General features: G+C 64.2%; 19 protein-coding genes. 15 read left to right on the forward strand and 4 right to left on the reverse strand.

The features are described 5' to 3' along the window. Nucleotides 1-111 precede the first annotated feature (111 nt). Both RIN61_RS22675 and exaA read right to left on the reverse strand, forming a co-directional pair. Nucleotides 112-771, reverse strand: coding sequence for a pentapeptide repeat-containing protein (locus RIN61_RS22675; RefSeq protein WP_112253866.1), 660 nt, complete (start codon nucleotides 769-771; stop codon nucleotides 112-114). A gap of 78 nt (nucleotides 772-849) precedes the next feature. Continuing rightward, a complete protein-coding gene (gene exaA / locus RIN61_RS22680; protein ID WP_112253865.1) occupies nucleotides 850-2,745 on the reverse strand; it encodes a quinoprotein ethanol dehydrogenase in 1,896 nt (631 codons plus the stop codon). A 254-nt stretch (nucleotides 2,746-2,999) separates the two neighbouring features. Here exaA and pedF point away from each other — a divergent pair, with 254 nt between their 5' ends. The 11 genes from pedF (at nucleotide 3,000) to RIN61_RS22735 (ending at nucleotide 14,089) form a co-directional block, all read left to right on the forward strand. After that, nucleotides 3,000-3,461: a cytochrome c-550 PedF gene (pedF, locus tag RIN61_RS22685; protein WP_112253864.1), complete on the forward strand. Its 462-nt coding sequence runs from the start codon at nucleotides 3,000-3,002 to the stop codon at nucleotides 3,459-3,461. 5 nt (nucleotides 3,462-3,466) lie between these two features. Next, nucleotides 3,467-4,342, forward strand: coding sequence for a substrate-binding periplasmic protein (locus RIN61_RS22690; RefSeq protein WP_112253863.1), 876 nt, complete (start codon nucleotides 3,467-3,469; stop codon nucleotides 4,340-4,342). A 164-nt stretch (nucleotides 4,343-4,506) separates the two neighbouring features. Further along, on the forward strand, nucleotides 4,507-5,274 hold the full coding sequence (locus RIN61_RS22695; RefSeq protein WP_112253862.1) for a quinoprotein dehydrogenase-associated SoxYZ-like carrier: 768 nt from the start codon (nucleotides 4,507-4,509) through the stop codon (nucleotides 5,272-5,274). A gap of 40 nt (nucleotides 5,275-5,314) precedes the next feature. Beyond that, the gene (locus tag RIN61_RS22700) at nucleotides 5,315-6,247 is read left to right on the forward strand and encodes a quinoprotein relay system zinc metallohydrolase 1 (RefSeq protein WP_313854246.1); all 933 of its coding nucleotides are present in this window, start codon (nucleotides 5,315-5,317) and stop codon (nucleotides 6,245-6,247) included. 266 nt (nucleotides 6,248-6,513) lie between these two features. Further along, entirely contained in the window at nucleotides 6,514-8,298 is a 1,785-nt protein-coding gene (gene pedH, locus RIN61_RS22705; protein WP_025339553.1) for a PQQ-dependent alcohol dehydrogenase PedH, read from the forward strand. Nucleotides 8,299-8,460: 162 nt separating this feature from the next. Further along, nucleotides 8,461-9,981, forward strand: a complete 1,521-nt coding sequence (exaC, locus tag RIN61_RS22710) for an acetaldehyde dehydrogenase ExaC (RefSeq protein WP_112253860.1) — start codon at nucleotides 8,461-8,463, stop codon at nucleotides 9,979-9,981. Nucleotides 9,982-10,230: 249 nt separating this feature from the next. Further along, nucleotides 10,231-10,302: a pyrroloquinoline quinone precursor peptide PqqA gene (gene pqqA, locus RIN61_RS22715; RefSeq protein WP_003253598.1), complete on the forward strand. Its 72-nt coding sequence runs from the start codon at nucleotides 10,231-10,233 to the stop codon at nucleotides 10,300-10,302. Between the two features lie 52 nt (nucleotides 10,303-10,354). Beyond that, nucleotides 10,355-10,627 (forward strand): pyrroloquinoline quinone biosynthesis peptide chaperone PqqD, encoded by a 273-nt coding sequence (gene pqqD / locus RIN61_RS22720; RefSeq protein ID WP_112253859.1) that lies wholly within the window; start codon nucleotides 10,355-10,357, stop codon nucleotides 10,625-10,627. Nucleotides 10,628-10,716: 89 nt separating this feature from the next. Then, on the forward strand, nucleotides 10,717-11,880 hold the full coding sequence (ercA, locus tag RIN61_RS22725) for an alcohol dehydrogenase-like regulatory protein ErcA (protein WP_025339550.1): 1,164 nt from the start codon (nucleotides 10,717-10,719) through the stop codon (nucleotides 11,878-11,880). Further along, entirely contained in the window at nucleotides 11,864-13,591 is a 1,728-nt protein-coding gene (locus RIN61_RS22730; RefSeq protein ID WP_207878056.1) for a PAS domain-containing hybrid sensor histidine kinase/response regulator, read from the forward strand. Before ercA ends, RIN61_RS22730 begins: the two co-directional genes overlap by 17 nt. Before the next feature lie 225 nt (nucleotides 13,592-13,816). Then, entirely contained in the window at nucleotides 13,817-14,089 is a 273-nt protein-coding gene (locus tag RIN61_RS22735; RefSeq protein WP_370290615.1) for an OprD family outer membrane porin, read from the forward strand. Between the two features lie 64 nt (nucleotides 14,090-14,153). Here RIN61_RS22735 and RIN61_RS22740 read toward each other — a convergent pair whose 3' ends face one another. Beyond that, nucleotides 14,154-14,942, reverse strand: a complete 789-nt coding sequence (locus tag RIN61_RS22740) for a formate/nitrite transporter family protein (protein WP_112253857.1) — start codon at nucleotides 14,940-14,942, stop codon at nucleotides 14,154-14,156. A gap of 215 nt (nucleotides 14,943-15,157) precedes the next feature. Beyond that, nucleotides 15,158-16,879, reverse strand: coding sequence for an amidohydrolase (locus tag RIN61_RS22745; protein ID WP_112253856.1), 1,722 nt, complete (start codon nucleotides 16,877-16,879; stop codon nucleotides 15,158-15,160). Here RIN61_RS22745 and RIN61_RS22750 point away from each other — a divergent pair. The 4 genes from RIN61_RS22750 (at nucleotide 16,878) to RIN61_RS22765 (ending at nucleotide 20,630) form a co-directional block, all read left to right on the forward strand. Then, on the forward strand, nucleotides 16,878-17,138 hold the full coding sequence (locus RIN61_RS22750) for a hypothetical protein (protein WP_112253855.1): 261 nt from the start codon (nucleotides 16,878-16,880) through the stop codon (nucleotides 17,136-17,138). The two genes, RIN61_RS22745 and RIN61_RS22750, sit on opposite strands and share 2 nt — an antisense overlap. Beyond that, a complete protein-coding gene (locus tag RIN61_RS22755; protein ID WP_112253854.1) occupies nucleotides 17,126-18,055 on the forward strand; it encodes a LysR family transcriptional regulator in 930 nt (309 codons plus the stop codon). The genes RIN61_RS22750 and RIN61_RS22755 overlap by 13 nt, the downstream gene beginning before the upstream one ends. Before the next feature lie 116 nt (nucleotides 18,056-18,171). Further along, a complete protein-coding gene (locus RIN61_RS22760) occupies nucleotides 18,172-19,242 on the forward strand; it encodes a C45 family autoproteolytic acyltransferase/hydrolase (RefSeq protein ID WP_112253853.1) in 1,071 nt (356 codons plus the stop codon). Nucleotides 19,243-19,295: 53 nt separating this feature from the next. Beyond that, nucleotides 19,296-20,630 carry an MFS transporter gene (locus RIN61_RS22765; protein WP_112253852.1) on the forward strand — a complete coding sequence of 445 codons (1,335 nt, stop codon included), beginning with the start codon at nucleotides 19,296-19,298 and terminating at the stop codon, nucleotides 20,628-20,630. Nucleotides 20,631-21,083 lie beyond the last annotated feature (453 nt).

The following is a 21,083-nucleotide window of genomic DNA, read 5'->3' on the forward strand; positions in this document are numbered from 1 at the left end:
GGGAGCGGGTTCACCCGCGAATGAGGCGACTCGGTATATGGCACCGGCTTTGCCGGTGTTCGCGGGTGAACCCGCTCCCACAGGGGAACAATGTGCCCAAGCACGCGTTGCTCAATTGTCCCAGGTCTCGGGGCACCCCTTGCACCCTTCCATATAGGCCTCCTGAAAATTCCCATAATGCTGGCGCGCCCCGCGCAAGTCGGCGCGGGCCAGGTTGCTCTGGCCAAACTTGGCCTCCTGCAGATTGGCATCGCCGAGGTCGGCATCTTGCAGGTCAGCCTTGCTCAGCCAGGCCATTTCCAGGTCCGCCGCCCGCAGGTTGGCCTGGTGCATCTTCGCCCCTGACAACCTGGCGAACTGCAGGTAGGCCGCGCTGAGGTCGGCATTGGCAAATTGCGCACCCTGGGCAAACAGGCCCCAGCCCTGAATGGCCACGAGCCGGCCATGGCTCAGGTCGGCCAGGCGCAGGTTGCTCTGCTGCAGGCTGGCGCGGGTCAGGTTGGCGCCTTGCAGGCTGGCCTTTTCCAGGTTGGCCAGGTCCAGCCGGGCATGGCGCAGGTCGGCACCGCGCAGGTCGGCGCCGGCCAGGTTCATCTTGCGCAGGTCCTGGTTGGCCAGGTTGGCGCCACGCAGGTCGGCCCCCGGGCACTGGCTGGCTTCGGCAATCACGCAGCCGTTGATGGCCAGGGGGGGATCGTTGCCAGCGTCGTCGGCATTCTTGGCAACGGCAGGGGACAGCACGATCAGCAAGGCAAATGGCAGGTAGTTCATGGCGAAGGCTCTCGATGTGAAGTCGGGTGTGCGTCCTGGGGCTGCAACGCAGCCCCAGTGATGCATCAACTCAGGCAGTCACCGCTGTGCAGTCTTGTTGTCCCAGCTGGGGATCTTGAACACCCAGAACGAACCGCCCTGGGCTACCGGTTTGGTCAGCTCGGCCATGTCGCCGCCCCACAGCGGTACCGCGCCGCCGTAGCCCACGGTCACGCCGATGTACTGCTCGCCGTCCTGTTCCCAGGTGATTGGCGGCGAGACGATGCCGCTGCCGGTCTGGAACTTCCACAGTTCCTTACCCGTTTTGGCGTCGAAGGCCTTGAAGAAGCCATCGCCGGTGCCGGTGAACACCAGGTTGCCCTTGGTCGCCAGCACGCCGGCCCACAGCGGCAGGTGTTCCTTGTGCTCCCACACCAGCTTGCCGGTGCTCGGGTCCATGGCGCGCAGGGTGCCGACATGGTCGTCGTACATGCGTTTGATACGGAAGCCCATGCCCAGGTAGGCCGAGCCCTTCTTGTAGTTCACTTCCTCGGTCCAGTACTCCTCCTTCCACTGGTTGCCGGGGATGTAGAACAGGCCGGTGTCCTGGCTGTAGGCCATGGGGTTCCAGTTCTTGCCACCCAGGAACGGTGGCGAGACCTCAACCGGCTTGCCCTTGGTTTCACCTGGCAGCGGCTTGGGCGGGCGTTGGCCGGGGTTTTCCACCGGGCGCCCGGTCTTGAGGTCGATGTGGCTGGCCCAGGTGATGTTGTCGACGAAGGGGAACGCGTTCTGCAGTTTGCCGTTGCTGCGGTCCACCACATAGAAGAAACCGTTGCGGTCGGCGTGGCCGGTGGCCTTGACCAGCTTGCCTTCCTTGTCCTTGTAGTCGAACAGCACCAGCTCGTTGTTGCCGGAGAAATCCCAGGCATCGTTGGGTGTGTGCTGGTAGAACCACTTCACTTCACCGGTGCTCGGGTCGACGCCGACCTGCCCTGAGGTATACAGGCTGTCGTAGTCATGCGGGTTGCCGTCCTTCGAGGTGCGCGCCCAGGTGTTCCAGGGGCCGGGGTTGCCTGCGCCGACAATGATGGTGTTGGTCTCGGGGTCGAAGCTGGCGCTTTGCCAAGGCGCGCCGCCGCCGTGGCTCCAGGCTTCGACCTTGCCGGTTTCGGTGCTGGGGTCGTCCGGCCAGGACGGTGCCTTGACGTCACCGGTCGGCGTGCTGTCCTTGCCGTTCAGGCGGCCCATGTGGCCCTCGACGAAGGGCCGCATCCACACCTCTTCGCCGGTGTCCGGGTCGCGGGCGAACAGTTGGCCGACCACACCGAACTCATCGCCGGAGCTGCCGTGGATCAGCAATACCTTGCCGCTGGTCTTGTCCTTGATCAGCACCGGGGCACCGGTCATGGTGTAGCCGGCGGCGTGGTCGCCGAACTTCTTGTTCCACACCACTTTGCCGGTGCGCTTGTCGAGCGCAATGACCCGCGCGTCGAGGGTGCCGAAGTAGATCTTGTCGCCGTAGATCGCCGCGCCGCGGTTGACCACATCGCAGCAGGGGCGAATGTTGTCCGGCAGGCGGTGGTTGTAGGTCCACAGGCGCTTGCCGGTTTTCGCATCGAGGGCGAACACCCGCGAATAGGAGCCGGTGACGTAGACCACGCCGTCACTGACGATGGCCTGGGATTCCTGGCCGCGCTGCTTCTCGTCGCCGAAGGAATAGGACCAGGCCGGGGTCAGCTTGAACACGTTCTGGTCATTGACCTGGGCCAGCGGGCTCCAGCGCTGGGCGTTGGTGCCCATGCCGTACTGCAGCACGTCCTGGGTGGTCAGGTGGTCGTTGGCGATGTCTTCCCAGGTGACGTTGTTGCCGGCAGGTGCAGCTGGGGCGGTGGCGGCTATGGCCGCGTTGCTCAGGGCCAGGCTACCGGCCAGCAGCAAGGCCCGCACGCTCAGGGCCAGAGGGGAAAGGGCGGGTAGCGTTCTTGTTGTCATGGTTGCAGTTCCCAGTGGAGGTTTTGGCCTGCACAGGGTGGGACGGGGCGGGTGTTGCGGGATACGGAAAAAGTCCCGCCCTTGCCGGGAATAGTTCCCGTAGGGCACCTCATTTGGCCCTTCGCCACAAGCCCTACTACCAAGGGAGTAAGGTGCGGCCACCAAAGCAGCATTCGGCCGCCTGCGGGCTGTTTTTAAGATGGCGACACGGCCTCTGTGGTTGAGGCCTTGCGTGCAACCGTGAGGGCATAAGAATGACAACAAAACGCAACGTCTTGCTGGCTGCCGGGCTGCTTGCCAGTGCGGTGCTGACCGGCACGGCCTGGGCACATGGCAATGTGGTACCCCAGGCCGTGGAAACCAAGGGCCTGACCCCGATCAAGGACGCTGGCGTAAGCCTGGACGGCGACGGCTGGGCGGCGGTCAACCCGTACCGCAGCTCTCCCGAGCGCGACAAGGCCGTGGAAATCGGCGCCTCGGCCTACAACCAGAACTGCGCCGCCTGCCATGGCCTGGAGGCCAAGTCCGGGGGTATCGCACCGGATTTGCGCATGCTCGATGCTGGCGAGGCCGGGGATGAATGGTTCGTCGAGCGCGTACGCCATGGTGCGGTGCGCGATGGCCGGGTGTACATGCCGAAGATGGCTGATTACCTGAGCCAGGAGGCCCTGTGGGCAGTGCGCACCTACCTGGACAGCGTGCACGTCGAGGAGTGACGGCCATGCGTCTGTTGGTGGCGCTGTTGAGTGGCTTGCTGCTGTGTTGCGCGGCGGCGCAGGCGCAGGTGCGCAGCTACGACGCGATCATTGCCGCCGGCGAACTGAAGGTGGCGGTGTACAAGGACTTTGCGCCCTACAGTTTCGAAGACCACGGCCAGCCGCGCGGTGTCGACGTGGAATTGGCGCAGGCCCTGGCCACGGCTTTGGGGGTACGCCTGCAGCTGATCTGGGCCCCACCAGGGGAAAAGCTCGACGACGATCTGCGCGACTACATCTGGCGCGGCAGCCCGCTGCGCCACCAGCAACTGGCCGACCTGATGATGCGGGTGCCGTACGACCATGCCTACGCGCAGCGGCGCAACGAGGTGGGCGAGCTGGAGAACGCCCAGGTGGTCATGTTCGGCCCCTATCAGGAGGAGCGCTGGCAGGTCGCTTACGATCGCCGCCGCCTGGCCTCGGTGGCCAGTGTCGCGGTGTTCCAGCAGCACCCGATCGGGGTCGAGGTGGACAGCGTGCCGTCGTTCTACCTGACTTCCGTGTTCAACGGCATGCTCAGCGCCAGGACCCATCATTACCCCAATGTGCAGCAGGCGTTCGGTGCCATGCAGGCCGGCCAGGTTGACGCGGTGATGGCGATGCGCGGCGAGGTCGACTGGCAACTGCACCAGGCTGCCGACCCGCAACTGGCCCTGGCGGAAAACGCCTACCCGAATCTTGGCAAGCAGGCCTGGGAGATCGGCATGGCGGTGCATGAAAGCAACCGGCAGCTGGCCTATGCGGTGGAGGAGGCGCTTGAGGCGTTGATTCGCGATGGGCGGATGAAGGCGATTTATGTCCACTACGGCCTGCGCTATCAAGTCCCGGAAATGTATCAGTAGCACTGGCGCGGTCCCTGTGGGAGCGGGTTCATCGAGGCGTCGAACCGCCGCGAACACCGGCGAAGCCGGTGCCATATACCGCGTTGCATTCTTCGCGGGTGAACCCGCTCCCACAAGGACCGTGCAATGTCAGCCAGATTTGCGTTGATCAAAGGGGGTGGGCGATGAACTGGCGAGCAACTTTGCTGCTGGCCTGCTGGATGCCCTGGGCCGCACAGGCCCTGGCCAGCGAGCCAAGTAACCACAAGGACCCGGTGCCGTCAGTGATGTGGGACTTCTATCACAAGCAGCTGCTGGGCCAGGCCGCATTCGTGTTCGACGACCGGGTCAAGCTGCTGGCGCCACCCTTTGCCGAGGACGCCCGTCAGGTGCCGCTGGAGATCGACGCCCGGGCGTTCGGCGGCGAGGTGGTGCGGATTGTTGCCTGGGCCGAACTCAACCCGCTGCCGCGCATTGTCGACTTCCAGCCCGGCGAGCGCGTGCTGCCCTGGTTGTCGATCCGCATCCGCATCGAACAGGCCACACCGCTGCGCGCTGCGGTGCTGACGCGCGACGGCCTGTGGCACGTGGGCTCGGCGTTGATCGATGCCGCTGGCGGCGGATGTACCGCGCCTAGTGTGGTACGCACCCAGCCTGGCTGGGAGGAGCACCTCGGTGAAGTCCTGGGCGGGCGCTACCCGCGCGGCGACAGCAGCCGCTTGCGCCTGCAGGTGGCCCACCCGATGGACAACGGCCTGGTCAGCGGCATTCCCGAATTCTTCCTCAACCATGCCGAGCTGCAAGGCGCGGACGGCCAGCGCCTGGCCAGCCTGGAGCTGTACCCGGCGGTCAGCGAAAACCCCAACCTGGGCTTCGACATCCAGGGCCCCGGGCCGACCCGGTTGGTGTTGCAGGACAACAGCGGCAACCAGTTCGAGGCGGCAGTGCCCTGAACGCGTTACCCGACTCCATCCCTGACCAGAGGCGCCCGTCATGCGTTGCATTCTGCTGTTGCTGCTGTGCCTGGGCCTGCCGGCCTGGGCAGACCTGAACTATCGGCTCAAGCCCCGGCAGATCGCCGAGGGCACCTGGCTGCTGGAGGGTAGCACCGACAATTTCGCCAAGGATAACGGCGGCAATATCGTCAACACCGCGTTCATCGTCACCGACAGCGGGGTGGTGGTGATCGACAGCGGGCCATCGAAACGTTACGGCGAGGCTTTGCGCCAGGCCATTGCCGCCACCACCGACAAGCCGGTGCTCGAAGTGCTGCTGACCCATCACCACCCCGACCATGTGCTGGGCAACCAGGCGTTTGCCGATGTGCCCATCGGTGCCCTGGCCGCTACCGGCGAGCTGTTGCAGCAGCAGGGCGAGGCCATGGCCGAGAACATGTACCGCCTGGTCGGCGACTGGATGCGCGGTACCGAGGTGGTACTGCCGACACGGGTGCTGGAGCCGGGTATCCACGAGGTGGGCGGGCACCGCCTGCGGCTGCTGGCGCTGGGCGGGCATACCGGTGCCGACCTGGCGATTCTGGATGAAACCACCGGCGTGCTGTTCGCCGGCGACCTGGTGTTTTACCAGCGCGCGCTGACCACGCCCAACAGCCCGGGGCTGGAGGTGTGGCTGAAGGACCTGGACACCTTGCAAGCGCTGCCCTGGAAGCAACTGGTACCCGGTCACGGCCCGCTGGCCAGCGATGCCCGGCCGTTTGCGCAGATGCGTGATTACCTGGGCTGGCTGGATGGGCTGATGCGTGACGGTGCGGCGCGTGGCGATGACATGGCCGAGATGATCCGCAGCCCGATACCCGAGCGGTTTTCCCGTATCAGCCTGACCCGTTACGAGCTGATTCGCAGTGTCAGCCACCTGTATCCGCGTTATGAACGCCAGCAGCTGCGGCGCGTGGATAGCAAGGGCTGACACGGCCCCTGTAGGAGCGGCCTTGTGTCGCGAAGGGGCTGCAAGGCAGCCCCGGCGATTTCAGCTATGGCACAAATCCTGGGGCCGCTTCGCGCCCCTATCGCGACACAAGGCCGCTCCTACAGGGGGCCGCGCAAGTTCACCGATACCAAGGAACTAGAAAACTCCGCACTGCGTGCAATTGTTGGCAAGCAGGTCGGGACCAAGAATTCCCGACACACCGGGAAGTTTTCCCGGATACAACAAAAAAACCAAAGGTAGCCGTCATGACCCGATCCACACGTCGTCCCGTGTTCGCCTTGAGCCTGGTGCTCAGCGCCATGCTGCTTGCCGGTGCAGCCCACGCCGCTGTCAGCAACGAAGAAATTCTCCAGGACCCGAAGAACCCGCAGCAGATCGTGACCAATGGCCTGGGCGTGCAGGGCCAGCGCTACAGCCCGCTGAACCTGCTCAATACCGACAACGTCAAGGACCTGCGGCCGGTCTGGGCGTTTTCCTTCGGTGGTGAGAAGCAGCGCGGTCAGCAGGCCCAGCCGCTGGTCAAGGACGGGGTGATGTACCTGACTGGGTCCTACTCGCGGGTGTTCGCCGTGGACGCCCGTACCGGCAAGAAGCTGTGGCAATACGATGCGCGCTTGCCCGATGACATCCGCCCGTGCTGCGACGTGATCAACCGCGGCGTGGCGCTGTACGGCAACCTGGTGTTCTTCGGCACCCTGGATGCCAAGCTGGTGGCGCTGAACAAGGACACTGGCAAGGTGGTATGGAGCAAGAAGGTGGCCGACCACAAGGAAGGCTACTCCATCAGCGCCGCGCCAATGATCGTCAACGGCAAGCTGATCACCGGCGTTGCCGGCGGCGAGTTTGGCGTGGTGGGCAAGATCCAGGCCTACAACCCGGAAAACGGCGAGCTGCTGTGGATGCGCCCGACCGTGGAAGGGCACATGGGCTACGTGTACAAGGACGGCAAGGCGATCGAGAATGGCATTTCCGGCGGCGAGGCAGGCAAGACCTGGCCCGGCGACCTGTGGAAGACCGGTGGTGCGGCGCCTTGGCTGGGCGGTTACTACGACCCGGAAACCAACCTGATCCTGTTCGGCACCGGCAACCCGGCACCGTGGAACTCGCACCTGCGCCCGGGCGACAACCTGTATTCCTCGTCGCGCCTGGCCCTGAACCCCGACGATGGCACCATCAAGTGGCACTTCCAGAGCACGCCACATGACGGCTGGGACTTCGACGGTGTCAACGAGCTGATTTCGTTCAACTACAAGGATGGCGGCAAAGAGGTCAAGGCCGCCGCCACCGCTGACCGCAACGGCTTCTTCTACGTGCTGGACCGCACCAACGGCAAGTTCATCCGCGGCTTCCCCTTCGTCGACAAGATCACCTGGGCCACCGGCCTGGACAAGGACGGCCGGCCGATCTACAACGAGGCCAGCCGGCCGGGTGCACCGGGTAGCGAGGCCAAGGGCAGCTCGGTGTTCGTGGCCCCGGCGTTCCTCGGTGCCAAGAACTGGATGCCGATGGCCTACAACAAGGACACCGGGCTGTTCTACGTGCCGTCCAACGAGTGGGGCATGGACATCTGGAACGAAGGCATCGCCTACAAGAAAGGCGCGGCGTTCCTCGGTGCCGGCTTCACCATCAAGCCGCTCAACGAAGACTACATTGGCGTGCTGCGCGCCATCGACCCGGTCAGCGGCAAGGAGGTGTGGCGCCACAAGAACTTCGCACCGCTGTGGGGCGGGGTGCTGACCACCAAGGGCAACCTGGTGTTCACCGGCACGCCGGAAGGCTTCCTGCAGGCGTTCAACGCCAAGACCGGTGACAAGGTCTGGGAGTTCCAGACCGGCTCCGGCGTGCTCGGCTCGCCAGTGACATGGGAAATGGACGGCGAACAGTACGTTTCGGTGGTTTCCGGCTGGGGCGGCGCGGTGCCGCTGTGGGGCGGCGAAGTGGCCAAGCGGGTCAAGGACTTCAACCAGGGCGGCATGCTCTGGACCTTCAAGCTGCCCAAGCAACTGCAAACGGCAAGTGCCAGCCGCTAAGCCGATCACCTGCCGCTTGTTGCCAGCGACCTTGGGGCAAGCGGCCCTACTACCAAATGACGAGAGCCCCGCTGCCAACGATGCATTCGCCCGGCAGGCGGGGCTTTTTACCATCGGCTCATCGCCTGTCGCCGGACAGGCATCGACCCACAGAGGCTCAGCATGATCTACGCACAACCCGGAACCCCAGGCGCCATCGTGTCCTTCAAGCCACGCTACGGCAATTTCATCAATGGTGAATTCGTGCCGCCGCTGGGCGGCCAGTACTTCACCAACAGCTCGCCGGTCAACGGCCAGCCGATTGCCGAGTTCCCGCGCTCTGGCGCCGAGGACATCGAGCAGGCCCTTGACGCCGCCCATGCCGCTGCCGAGGCCTGGGGCAAGACCTCGGTGCAGGACCGTGCCCTGGCGCTGCTGAAGATCGCCGACCGTATCGAGCAGAATCTTGAAGTACTGGCGGTTACCGAAAGCTGGGACAACGGCAAGGCCGTGCGCGAAACCCTCAACGCCGACGTACCGTTGGCGGCGGACCACTTCCGCTACTTCGCCGGCTGCATCCGCGCCCAGGAAGGCGGCGCCGCCGAGATCAACGAAGGCACCGTGGCCTACCATATCCACGAGCCGCTGGGCGTGGTCGGGCAGATCATCCCATGGAACTTCCCGCTGCTGATGGCCGCCTGGAAACTCGCCCCGGCACTGGCCGCCGGCAACTGCGTGGTGCTCAAGCCAGCGGAGCAGACGCCACTGTCGATCACCATTTTCGCCGAGCTGATCGCCGACCTGCTGCCGGCAGGGGTGCTGAACATCGTCCAGGGCTTTGGCCGCGAAGCTGGCGAAGCCCTGGCCACCAGCAAGCGCATCGCCAAGATCGCCTTCACCGGCTCCACCCCGGTGGGCTCGCACATCATGAAGTGCGCGGCCGAGAACATCATCCCGTCCACCGTCGAGCTGGGCGGCAAATCGCCGAACATCTTCTTCGAAGACATCATGCAGGCCGAGCCCGCGTTCATCGAAAAGGCAGCCGAAGGCCTGGTGCTGGCGTTCTTCAACCAGGGCGAAGTGTGCACCTGCCCGTCGCGGGCGCTGATCCAGGAGTCGATCTACGAGCCGTTCATGGCCGAGGTGATGAAGAAGATCGCCAGGATCACCCGTGGCAACCCGCTGGACACCGAGACCATGGTCGGCGCCCAGGCCTCTGAGCAGCAATACGACAAGATCCTTTCCTACCTGCAGATTGCCCGGGAGGAGGGCGCGCAGCTGCTCGCCGGTGGCGCAGCCGAACGGCTCGACGGCGACCTGGCCAGCGGTTACTACATCCAGCCGACCCTGCTCAAGGGCAACAACAGGATGCGCGTGTTCCAGGAAGAGATCTTCGGCCCGGTGGTGGGCGTGACCACCTTCAAGGACGAAGCCGAAGCGCTGGCGATCGCCAACGACAGCGAGTTTGGCCTGGGCGCGGGGCTGTGGACCCGTGACATCAACCGTGCCTATCGCATGGGCCGTGGGATCAAGGCCGGGCGCGTGTGGACCAACTGCTATCACCTGTACCCGGCGCATGCCGCGTTCGGTGGCTACAAGAAGTCCGGGGTGGGCCGCGAGACCCACAAGATGATGCTCGATCACTACCAGCAGACCAAGAACCTGTTGGTGAGCTACGACATCAACCCGTTGGGCTTCTTCTAAACCGCGTCGCGGCCTTCGCGGGCTCGCCCGCTCCCACACGTATTGCACTGGTCTTGAAACTTGTGCAGTCCCTGTGGGAGCGGGCGAGCCCGCGAAGAGGCCGGCACTGCAACAGCCAAATCCACAGTGATCCGCTGCCCCCTACCAACGCACCCCGCAAACCTGTCCCAAAGTAGCATTCGGCCCCGTCGCCCCTCGTGCATTAATGCCTCTACCGGAATCGCCCGGCACCAAGAAGAGGAATGCCCCATGTGGACTAAACCCGCCTTTACCGACCTGCGCATCGGCTTCGAAGTGACGATGTACTTCGCCAATCGTTGATGCCTGTCCGGCCATCACCACGATGGCCGGGTCTTCACTGAGCAAGCCTGTTGTGAACCTGATCGATCGCGAACAAGCCCTGGCCTTGCGCAAGGGCTTTCGCCTGCGCTGGGAGCCGCACCAGGCGTGCCATGTGCTGCTGTACCCCGAGGGCATCATCGAGCTCAACGCCAGCGCCGGCTGGGTGCTCGAATTGCTGGACGGCCAGCGCAGCGTGGCGGCTGTCATCGACCGTCTGGCCCAGCGTTTTCCCGGTGTGCCGGGGCTCGACGAGGACATCCTGGCGTTCCTGGAGGTGGCCCGTGCCAAGTACTGGATCGAATGAGCCGTGGTCACGCTTTGGTCTGGTTGCTTTCGCTACGGGATGCTTTACGCTGGCGGTTACCTTCCAGAACAATAAGAACAGGCTTCCCGATGAGCCAGAGTTTCAGCCCGCTTCGCAAGTTCGTTTCGCCCGAGATCATCTTTGGTGCCGGCTGCCGGCACAATGTTGCCAATTACGCCAAGACCTTCGGTGCGCGCAAGGTGCTGGTGGTCAGCGACCCCGGTGTGATTGCCGCCGGTTGGGTGGCCGACGTGGAGGCCAGCCTGCAGGCCCAGGGCATCGACTACTGCCTGTACAGCGCCGTATCGCCCAACCCGAGGGTCGAAGAGGTGATGCTCGGTGCCGAGATCTACCGGCAAAACCATTGTGATGTGATCGTCGCGGTCGGCGGCGGCAGCCCGATGGATTGCGGCAAGGCCATCGGTATCGTGGTGGCCCACGGGCGCAGCATCCTCGAATTCGAAGGCGTGGACATGATCCGCGTGCCCAGCCCGCCGCTGATTCTGATCCCGACCACGGCCGGCACCTCGGCGGACGTGTCGCAGTTCGTGATCATCTCCAACCAGCAGGAGCGCATGAAGTTCTCCATCGTCAGCAAGGCGGTGGTGCCGGATGTGTCGCTGATCGACCCGCAAACCACCCTGAGCATGGACCCGTTCCTGTCGGCCTGCACCGGTATCGATGCGCTGGTGCATGCCATCGAAGCCTTCGTTTCCACCGGCCACGGCCCGCTCACCGATCCCCATGCGCTGGAGGCCATGCGCCTGATCAACGGCAACCTGGTGGAAATGATCGCCAACCCGACCGATATCGCCCTGCGCGAGAAAATCATGCTGGGCAGCATGCAGGCAGGGCTGGCGTTTTCCAATGCGATTCTGGGTGCGGTCCATGCCATGTCGCACAGCCTGGGCGGGTTCCTCGACCTGCCGCATGGCTTGTGCAATGCGGTGCTGGTGGAGCACGTGGTGGCGTTCAACTACAGCTCGGCGCCGGAGCGTTTCAAGGTGATTGCCGAAGTGCTGGGTATCGACTGCCGCGGCCTCAACCATCGGCAGATCTGCGCGCGCCTGGTCGAGCACCTGATCGCGCTGAAGCATGCCATTGGCTTCCACGAAACCTTGGGCCTGCATGGGGTGCGCACGGCCGATATCCCGTTCCTGTCGCAACATGCGATGGATGACCCGTGCATCCTCACCAACCCGCGTGCGTCGAGCCAGCGTGATGTCGAGGTGGTTTATGGCGAGGCCCTCTGACGAGCAGCAACGGGCGCTGGCCGGGCTGCTGGGGCTGGGCGACCACTCGGCGCGCAAGAGCCATTACCCAGAGCTGGCGGCGCGCCTGGACGAGCTGGAGGCCGAACGCAACCGCTATAAATGGCTGTTCGAAAACGCCGTGCACGGGATTTTCCAGGCCAGCCTGCAAGATGGCATGCGTGCCGCCAACCCGGCGTTGGCACGCATGCTCGGTTACGATAACCCGCAAGCGTTGCTGTTTCCGCTGACGGACCTTGCCGCCAACCTGTTTGTCGGCGGGGCCGAAGAGCTGCACGCCATAACCGCGACCCTCGCCCGTGAACGCAGCCTGCACGGCTATGAAACCCGCTTGCGGCGCAAGGACGGCAGCCACCTCGATGTGCTGATGAACCTGTTGCTCAAGCCCGGGCAGGAAGGGCTGGTGGAAGGGTTTGTCGCCGACATCACCGAACGCAAGCTGGCCCAGCAGCGCCTGCAGCAACTGAATGACGAACTCGAGCAACGAGTGGCCGCCCGCACCGATGAACTGCTTGAGGCCAACCGCAACCTGCAACAGCAGATCGCCGAGCGCAAACAGATCGCCCGCGCCCTGCGCGATGCCCGCGATGCCGCGGAAACCGCCAACCGCAGCAAGGACAAGTACCTCGCTGCCGCCAGCCATGACCTGCTGCAACCGCTGAATGCCGCGCGGCTGCTGATTTCGACCCTGCGCGAAAGGCCACTGGCAGAAGCGGAAAAGGTGCTGGTGGAGCGTACCCATCAGGCCCTGGAGGGCGCCGAAGATCTGCTGACCGACCTGCTGGACATTTCCCGGCTCGACCAGGCGGCGGTCAAGCCGGATGTGGCGCTGTACCGCCTCGACGAACTGTTCGGGCCACTGGTCTCGGAGTTCCGCACGGTGGCCGATGCGGCAGGCCTGAAGCTGCGCGCGCGCATTGGCGACTACGCCATCAGTACCGACCTGCGGCTGATGACGCGTATCCTGCGCAACTTTCTCAGCAACGCCTGCCGCTATACCGACGAGGGCAGGATCCTGCTAGGGGCCAGGCGCCGCGGCGATCACTTGCGCCTGGAGGTGTGGGATACCGGGCGGGGCATCGCGGCGGATCGGCTGCAGGCCATTTTCCTCGAGTTCAACCAACTGGACGTAGGCCGCGCCGCCGACCGCAAGGGCGTGGGCCTGGGGCTGGCGATCGTCGAGCGGATCGCCAAGATTCTCGGCTACCGCATCGAGGTGCGTTCGTGGCCGGGGCGTGGCTCGATGTTCAGCATCGACGTGCCGATCGGCGAAGCCATGCCGCTGCCTATCCACCAGGCCGCGCCGCAGCCGGGCGCCGGCAACCCATTGCCGGGCCGCCGCCTGCTGGTACTGGACAACGAAGTGAGCATCCTCGAGAGCATGGGCGCGCTGCTCGGGCAGTGGGGCTGCGAAGTGGTTACCGCGACCGACCAGGCCGGGGCCTTGCTGGCCTTGCAGGGGCGGGCACCGGAATTGATCCTGGCGGATTTTCACCTGGACCACGGTGTTGTCGGCTGCGAGGTGGTCAGGCACTTGCGCGAGCACTTTGGCACCGCCATTCCGGCGGTGATCATCACCGCCGACCGCAGCGATCAGTGCCGACGCTCCCTGAACAAACTTGGCGCGCCGTTGCTGAACAAGCCCGTCAAACCGGGGAAGTTGCGTGCGGTATTGAGCCAGTTGCTGGGCTGAAGCCTCAATCCACGGCCTTGCGCGACAGATAACTCAATTCGCAAGCGATCCTCGTACCCTGTGGGAGCGGCTTTAGCCGCGAAGAATCCAACGCGGTGCGTGGCACCGGCTGCGCCGGTGTTCGCGGCTAAAGCCGCTCCCACAGGGTCCTTGCTGACTCAATGAGTTATGTGCAGTTTCATGAGAGCATCCTTGTGCTGCTCCTACAGGGGGGCATAGTGCCAGGTGGCTGTTCCCGAAATGGGACTCAGTGTTGCGGATGTCAGCCTGTCGCGGCTCTGCCTGGCTGGCTACCTTACCGGGGCGCACAAGCACTGGGAGCGCGACCTTGCTCTCAAGTACCAGGTACCAGCCGGCCCGGCGAAGGACCTGTCGCTGACCCTGCGCTGGGCAACGCATCGCGAGGGTGATGGCTATACCGCGCCCGGTAATACCCGCGGCAACTCCAGCGCCGATGAGTACCGGTTGATCGTCGATTACCCGATCAGCCTGTTCTGATTGCGTGATGAGCGTCGACCACGACGCACAGGCCCGTTCCAGGGCACCTCGGTCGCGTAATGCTTCACTGCGCCTCGCACGACTCCTGCGAAGGCACACCGTAGGACACGTAATACGCCAACCCCACGAAGATCGCCCCACCCACCGCATTCCCCAGGAACACGGCCACCAGGTTCTCCGCCAACTGCCCCCAGCTCAAGTACCCGGCAAAAATCGCAGCCGGGATCAGGAACATGTTGGCAACCACGTGTTGGAAACCGATGGCGACGAACGCCATGATCGGGAACCAGATGCCGAGAATCTTGCCGCTCATTTCTCGGCTGGCATACGACAGCCACACTGCCAGGCACACCAGCCAGTTGCAGCCGATGCCGGAGACGAAGGCGTGAAGGAAGTCGGCGTTGGTCTTGCTGGTCGCAGCCGCCAGCACCTTGTTCAGGTAGGCCCCCTCGGTCAGGCCCAGCAGGTGCCCGAAGCACCCGGCAACGAACAGTGCACCCAACATGTTGGCTACCGTCACCAGCAGCCAGTTGCGCGCCACGGCGCCTGGGCCGATACGTCGGGCGAACATCGCCAAGGGCAAGCTCATCATGTTGCCGGTGAGCAGTTCTCCACCGGCCAGAATCACCAGGATCAGGCCGATGGGGAATACCGCGGCGCCCAGCAGTGTGCCGAACGAGGCCCACTGTGCCGGGATCATGGTGCTGACGTGGATAGCCAGGAGAAACCCCAGCGAAATGAATGCACCTGCGAGAAACCCCAGGACCAGTGTCGCCTGGGTGGATAGATGGGCTTTTTTGACGCCGCTCTCGATGACAAGCTCGGTGATACGGGTGGGGCTATTGACGGACATTTCGGAAACTCGAACACAGTGACGGCGACTACAGCGGGTAGGCTCGCCGTGGTGGGGCTTTAACAGTACGGGGATAGACTGCGCAGTCGGCCCAGCGGTGTAACGCACACCTTTGGGCCAACTTCGAAGAGGGCGGCAAGCTACATGAGGCAATTTGACGCGGTCAAATCGATGGGATGGATGAACTGATAGATCGTGTCGATGACGTTCGCCAATCAGCGTGCGTAAATCTGTTTCCCGGCAAACCAGGTCTGCACCACTTGGGTATCGCGCAGTGTTTCGGCATCGACGTCGAGCACGTCGCGGTCAACCACGATCATGTCGGCTTGCTTGCCAACCTTGAGCGAACCGATCTGCTGCTCCAGGCGCATGGTGCGGGCGGCGTTGAGGGTATAGGCCTGGAACATCACCTGGCGGTCGATGGCTTCAGCGGCGTTGAGCACGCCTTTGGGCCCCTTGCGGCTGATGGCTTGGTAAATCGCTTGCCAAGGGTCCGGGGTGGTGATCGGCCAGTCGCTGGCGCCTGCAATGGTAGCGCCATGCTTGAGCAGCGAACGTGCCGGGAAGGTGTGCATGAAGGCCATGGCATTCACGTACGGCTTGACCAGTTCCATGTTCGATTGGTCGGCGCTGGCCCAGTACAGCTGCATTGCTGCAATCACATCGAGCTGTTTGAAACGGGCGTATTCCCTGGGGTTGACCATCTGCAAGTGAGTAATGGAGTGGGGGATGCCGCTGTGGCGATCACGCCGGGCCTGCTCGATGCCGTTGAGCGCCTCGCGCACGGCGCGGTCGCCGATGGCATGCACATGCACCAACCAGCCACGGGCATCGGCGGCGCTGACCAGTTCGCCAAAGTGTTGCGGGTCCAGCAGCAGTTCACCGTGCTTGCCGGAGTTGCTGTAGGGCTCGAGCATCGCCGCCGTCTGCGCTGGCGCTTCGGCAACGCCGTCGGCAAACACCTTGATGCCTGGCAGGGTAAGGTTGCGAACGCCGAGAAATTGCTGACGAACCTTGTCCAGTTCGTCCAGGTCGGCAGCGCGGGCCCTGGAATCGGCCATCAGCAGGGCGGCGACATGGGCGGTCAGCTCGCCACGCGCGGAGAGGTCCTTGTACACCGGCAGCACGCCCAGCGAATGGTTGTTCACATCGGCCCCCGGCAGCTCGTTGGCCAGCGGGTCCATCCAGCCGGTGATGCCCAGCTGCTTGTAGTGGTCAAGGGCCATGCGCCCTGCGCTCAGCAGGGTAGCGTGGGGCAGCGGGGGCAGCAGGTCGGTCACCGGGTAGTAGCTGGCATCGGCGAGGAAACCGTTTGGTGTGCCGTCCGGGTGTTGGCCAATGGTGTTGCGTGCCTCGGCAGGCAGGGCAGCGATGGTATCGGCATCGATTGCGGCACGCTTGAGCATGGCCTGGTTAGCCCAGCCGGTGTGCATGTCGTTGGCAGCGAACAGGATCGGTTGCGCGGCCCATTCGCCGTGGTTGAAGCGCTGTTCCAGCGCAGGGATGTCATTCCAGTAGGTGCCCGGTACACCACCGACGACAAGGAACTCGCCGCGCACGGCTTTGCCGTCGCTGCGCCATTGCTTCAGGCGCCGCTCCAGTTCGTCCAGGGCGACCTGCTCGCCTGCCAGGTCGGCCAGCACCAGTTGCAGGCCACCCTTGATGGCATGCGAGTGGGCGTCGAGCATGCCAGGCATCAGTACCTTGCCGCCCAGGTCGATGACCCGGGTGCCTTCAGCCTTCAGGCGTAGCACGGCCTGATCGGAACCTACCGCGACGATTTTCTCGCCTTCGACGGCCACGGCCTGCTGCAAGGGCTGGCCGGGCTCGGCGGTGTAGACCTTGGCGTTGTGCAGGATCAGGTCCACTGCCGCGAAACCCGGTGTGCACGTGCAGGCCAGGCCGGCGCTGATTGCCATTTTCAGGAGCTGCTTCATGCTGTGCCTCGTTCTTGTCGTGATGGCGCCGCAGCCTAGCCAAGGGGGCAAGGGCGGAAAAAGGCGAGGGCAGGCACAACTTTTTTTGCCATCGGGAAACAATCCCCAGCCATCGATTGCCAAGGCGCAAACAGCGGCCTTCGCCGTGCCTATTCAAATTGCCCGCATTTGCGGGTTTGATAGCGAGGGGCAGATACTCGCCACCTTCGCATTGCCCCCACCGTTTGTGCCGAACAGGAAGAAACCATGGACAAGATGATGGCCCTGACCATCTTCGTCGCTGCTGCCGAACACGGCAGCTTCAGCCGTGCGGCCGAGCAACTGGGCAAAACACCGTCTGCCATCACCAAGGCTGTTGCGCACCTGGAGAGCGAACTGGGCGTGCGCCTGTTCGAACGCACAACCCGGCGCATGGCCCTTACCGAGGCCGGTACCTTGTACCTGGAAGGCGCCCGCCAGGCGTTGATGCACCTGCAACGGGTGACGGAGGAAGTGGAGCAGTTGCAGCACGCGCTGCGCGGTACCCTGCGCATCACCGCGCCACCGTCGTTCGGCCCTGCGTTTCTCAACCAGGTGTGCTGCCGTTTCATGCGCGAGCACCCGCAGGTGCGCCTGGAGGTCAACCTCAACGATGCCAACGAGGACCTGATCGATGGCGGCTACGACCTGTCTCTGCGCGACGGCCCCACCGATCAGCCAGAGCTGATCGCCCAGCCGCTGATCGAAAACCGCGTGATCCTATGCGCCAGCCCTGCCTACCTGGCCCGACACGGCGAGGCGATTACCCTGGAGAACTACGCCCGGCACGACTGGCTGCTGCTGCGCCACCCGCTGCTCAACCGCAGCTTCTGGTGGATCGAACACGGCGGCCAGACGCTGCGTGTGCGCCAGCCCACCCCCCGACTGGTGAGCGACAACTTCGACTTCCTGCTGGCCTGCCTGCTCGATGGGCAGGGCTTGCAGTTCGTACCCACCTGGTGTGCCGCCCCCTACCTGGCCAATGGACAACTGGTGGAGGTAATGCCCGATTACTGGCGGGCGCTGAGCGCGTTCGGCCCCTGGGTGCACGTGCTGTACCTGCCGCACCGGCGCAATACCCGCAAGGTACAGGCGTTCATTGCCTTGCTGCATGAGCACTTGCATGGGCAGGAAGTGCAAACACTGGTGCGGGGCTGAGTTTTTCCATCGGGGCACAAAAGTTGTGCGGGTTGTGGCGATGATCGACTGGGGGGGCCTCGCTAGGCTAGCGGTACTTGCCTGACCACCCCGGCCTGTACCAGGAGTTCCCCGCCTTGAAGATCCACACCCATGTCAGCGACATCCGCAACCCCCTCGAGCGAGGCCACCAGACAGGTACGCGCTTCGCCGAGCAGATCCGTACCACCACTGCACTGTATCTGGACTTTTTTCCGCGGGTAGGCGTGCCCTTGAGTGAGGCGCAGCGCATCGGCGAAAACAGCTTGGCCGCCCTGGAGGCCTGGAGCCCGGGCCTGGCCGCTGAAGTGGTCGGCATGGCCAGCGGTGCCGAACTGCCGTTGTGGCAACTGGCGAGTCTGAACGCCCGCACCGAAGTGCTGGCGGCCCGAACCCGCCACAGCGAATGCTCGACCACCGTGCATGCACCCCGTGGCGCACGTGCGCCGCAGACCCTGCAGACCTGGGATTGGCATGACAGCCTGTGCCCCCATGGCCTGATGCTGGCGCTGCACACCGAGCGCGGCATGAACGTCAAGCTGTTCTGCGAGTTCGGCATGCTTGCAAAGCTTGGTGTGAACAGCGCGGGCCTCGGCCTGCACTTCAATATCCTCCACCACGCCAGTGACAACGACAGTGGTGGTGTGCCGGTGCACGCCATCGCCCGGCGTCTGCTGGAGGAAGCCAGCAGTGTCGAGGAGGCCATCGAGCTTGCCCGGTCGGCGCGGGTCAGTGCCTCTACCGTGCTGACAGTGTTCTCCCGCCAGGACAGCAGCCCGCGGGCGGCCAGCATCGAACTGAGCCCCGCGCGCACAGCGTTGGTCCTGCCACGAGAAGACGGCTGGCTGCTGCACACCAACCACTTCCTTGACCCACAACTGAGCCTGGGCGAGCAGGTCGCCGACCGCGCCGATACCCAATGCCGCCTGGGCCACCTTGAGCAGGTGGTCGGCCAGATGGCCAGCGCTGACCTGCGTGCCCGGGCCCAGGCCATGTGTGGCGCCGAGGGCGACAGGGCGCCGATCTGCTTCCACCCGGACTTGGCCATGCCTGATACCGAGCGCTGGGAAACCTTGCTCAGCGTCGGCATCGACACCGAACGCTGTGCCCTGCAGTACGTGGCCGGCACGCCTGTGCAACTGGCCAAGGCCGGCTTCGACACCTTCTGAGCCAACCCGGTGCCGCCAGCCCAAGGCGGCACCGCTGAACGAGAACAACAACAATGCATGCGCAACATTCCCGCCCTGCGTCATCCCGCTCCGCCCTGCGAACCTTCTGCGTCTCCGGCCTGGGGACGGCGCTGGAATTCTATGACTTCATCATCTACGGCACCGCCGCCGCACTGGTGTTTCCCCAGGTGTTCTTCCCGCAGATGGACCACCTGACCGCAACGCTGGTGGCCTTCAGCGCTTTCGGTGCGGGCTTTCTTGCCCGACCGTTGGGTGGCCTGGTATTCGGCCACTTCGGTGACCGCATCGGCCGGCAGAAGGTGCTGGTCGCCACCTTGCTGCTGATGGGCCTGAGTACCTTCCTCATCGGCTGCCTGCCCGGCCATGCCAGCGTCGGCGTGGCTGCGCCGGTGCTGCTGGTGCTGCTGCGCCTGGTCCAGGGCTTTGCGGCAGGCGGGGAGTGGGGTGGCGCCGCGCTGTTCGGCATCGAGTCTGCGCCACCAGGGCGGCGCGGGCTGTGGGGTAGTTTCACAAGCATGGGGATCGGTGTGGGTGGCATCCTCGGGGCTGGAGTGTTCGCCATCGTCAGTGCGGCCTTCGACGACAACCTGGTCGATTTCGCCTGGCGCATCCCGTTCTGGCTGGGCGGCACCTTGGTGCTGATCGGCCTGTACGCGCGCCTGAAGGCACCGGCAGCGGTCACCGCGCCCTTGACCAAGCCCGTACCTGCGCCGTTGGCCGCGGCCTTGCGCCAACGTCCGCGGCAGCTGCTGCTGTGCACCGGGATCGCCTTCGGTTACTGCACCATCGCCTATATCGGCAGCACCTTTTTCCTGACTTACGCCACGCAGGTGGGCTTTGGCAGTACCGACGCGTTGATGTTCGACCTGGCGCTGTCGGTCGCCATCGTGCTGTCGGCGCCGTTTTTCGGTTACCTGTCGGACCGTTTGGGGCGGCGTACGGTAATGGCCTTCGGCGCATTGGCCATGGCCCTGGGGCTGTTCGTGTTCTTTTCCCTGGTGGGCATGAAGAGCTTCGCCGTCGCCCTGTGCGCCTACAGCCTGACCGGCCTGCTGATGGGGGCGACCCAAGGGCCTATCCCGGCCTTCCTCGGCGAGCAGTTCCCGCGCAGCATGCGTTACTCGGGCATCTCGGCCAGCTACCAGATCGGCGCCGCGCTGGGCGGCGGCACTGCATCGAGCATTGCCACGGCCATCCTTATCCTCACCGACCATGACCCGCTGGGCGTGGCGCTGTATGGCGCGGGGGCCCTGGCACTGGTGGCGGTATGTTCGCTCATGCTGCGCGAGACAGCGCGGTTGAGCATGGCGCAGATCGATGAGGAAGCGCCGGGGCACGTGGCGTCTGTGGCTGTGGGCAATCCTTGAGGGTATTTGCACAGCCTGCCATCACCCAGGGCAAATTGAGGGTGCTGGCAGGCTGAAGGCGACAGACGGGGGCTGACAGTGCGTGGCGATCGGACTGGGGCTGGCCCTGGCCTGGTTGATGGCACTTCAGCCACCGCCACTGGCAAAAACGAGTACTGCAAAACGGCGAAATAGAGCATTCAAAGTCACTTGCGAAGTTTGGATCCAGTTGCCTGGTAAAACTTTCCATTCGGTCAAATTACAATAACTTAGCAAACTAACTAACTTCTTTTGGTGTGCCGCCTGTCGGTCGTTTTACTCGAGAAATGAACGATTTGGGTGACGCTGACTCCTATTTGCCAGCAGGTGCCTTCAATGTGATTGCACCTCGCGCCTTTCCCCAGAACATATGGACGTTCAACCTCATCGGCATCGCAGGGATGCTCATGGGGCTTTTTTTTTCCTGAATACTGG

The sequence above is a fragment of the Pseudomonas inefficax genome (assembly GCF_032164165.1).
Lineage (GTDB): Bacteria > Pseudomonadota > Gammaproteobacteria > Pseudomonadales > Pseudomonadaceae > Aquipseudomonas > Aquipseudomonas inefficax.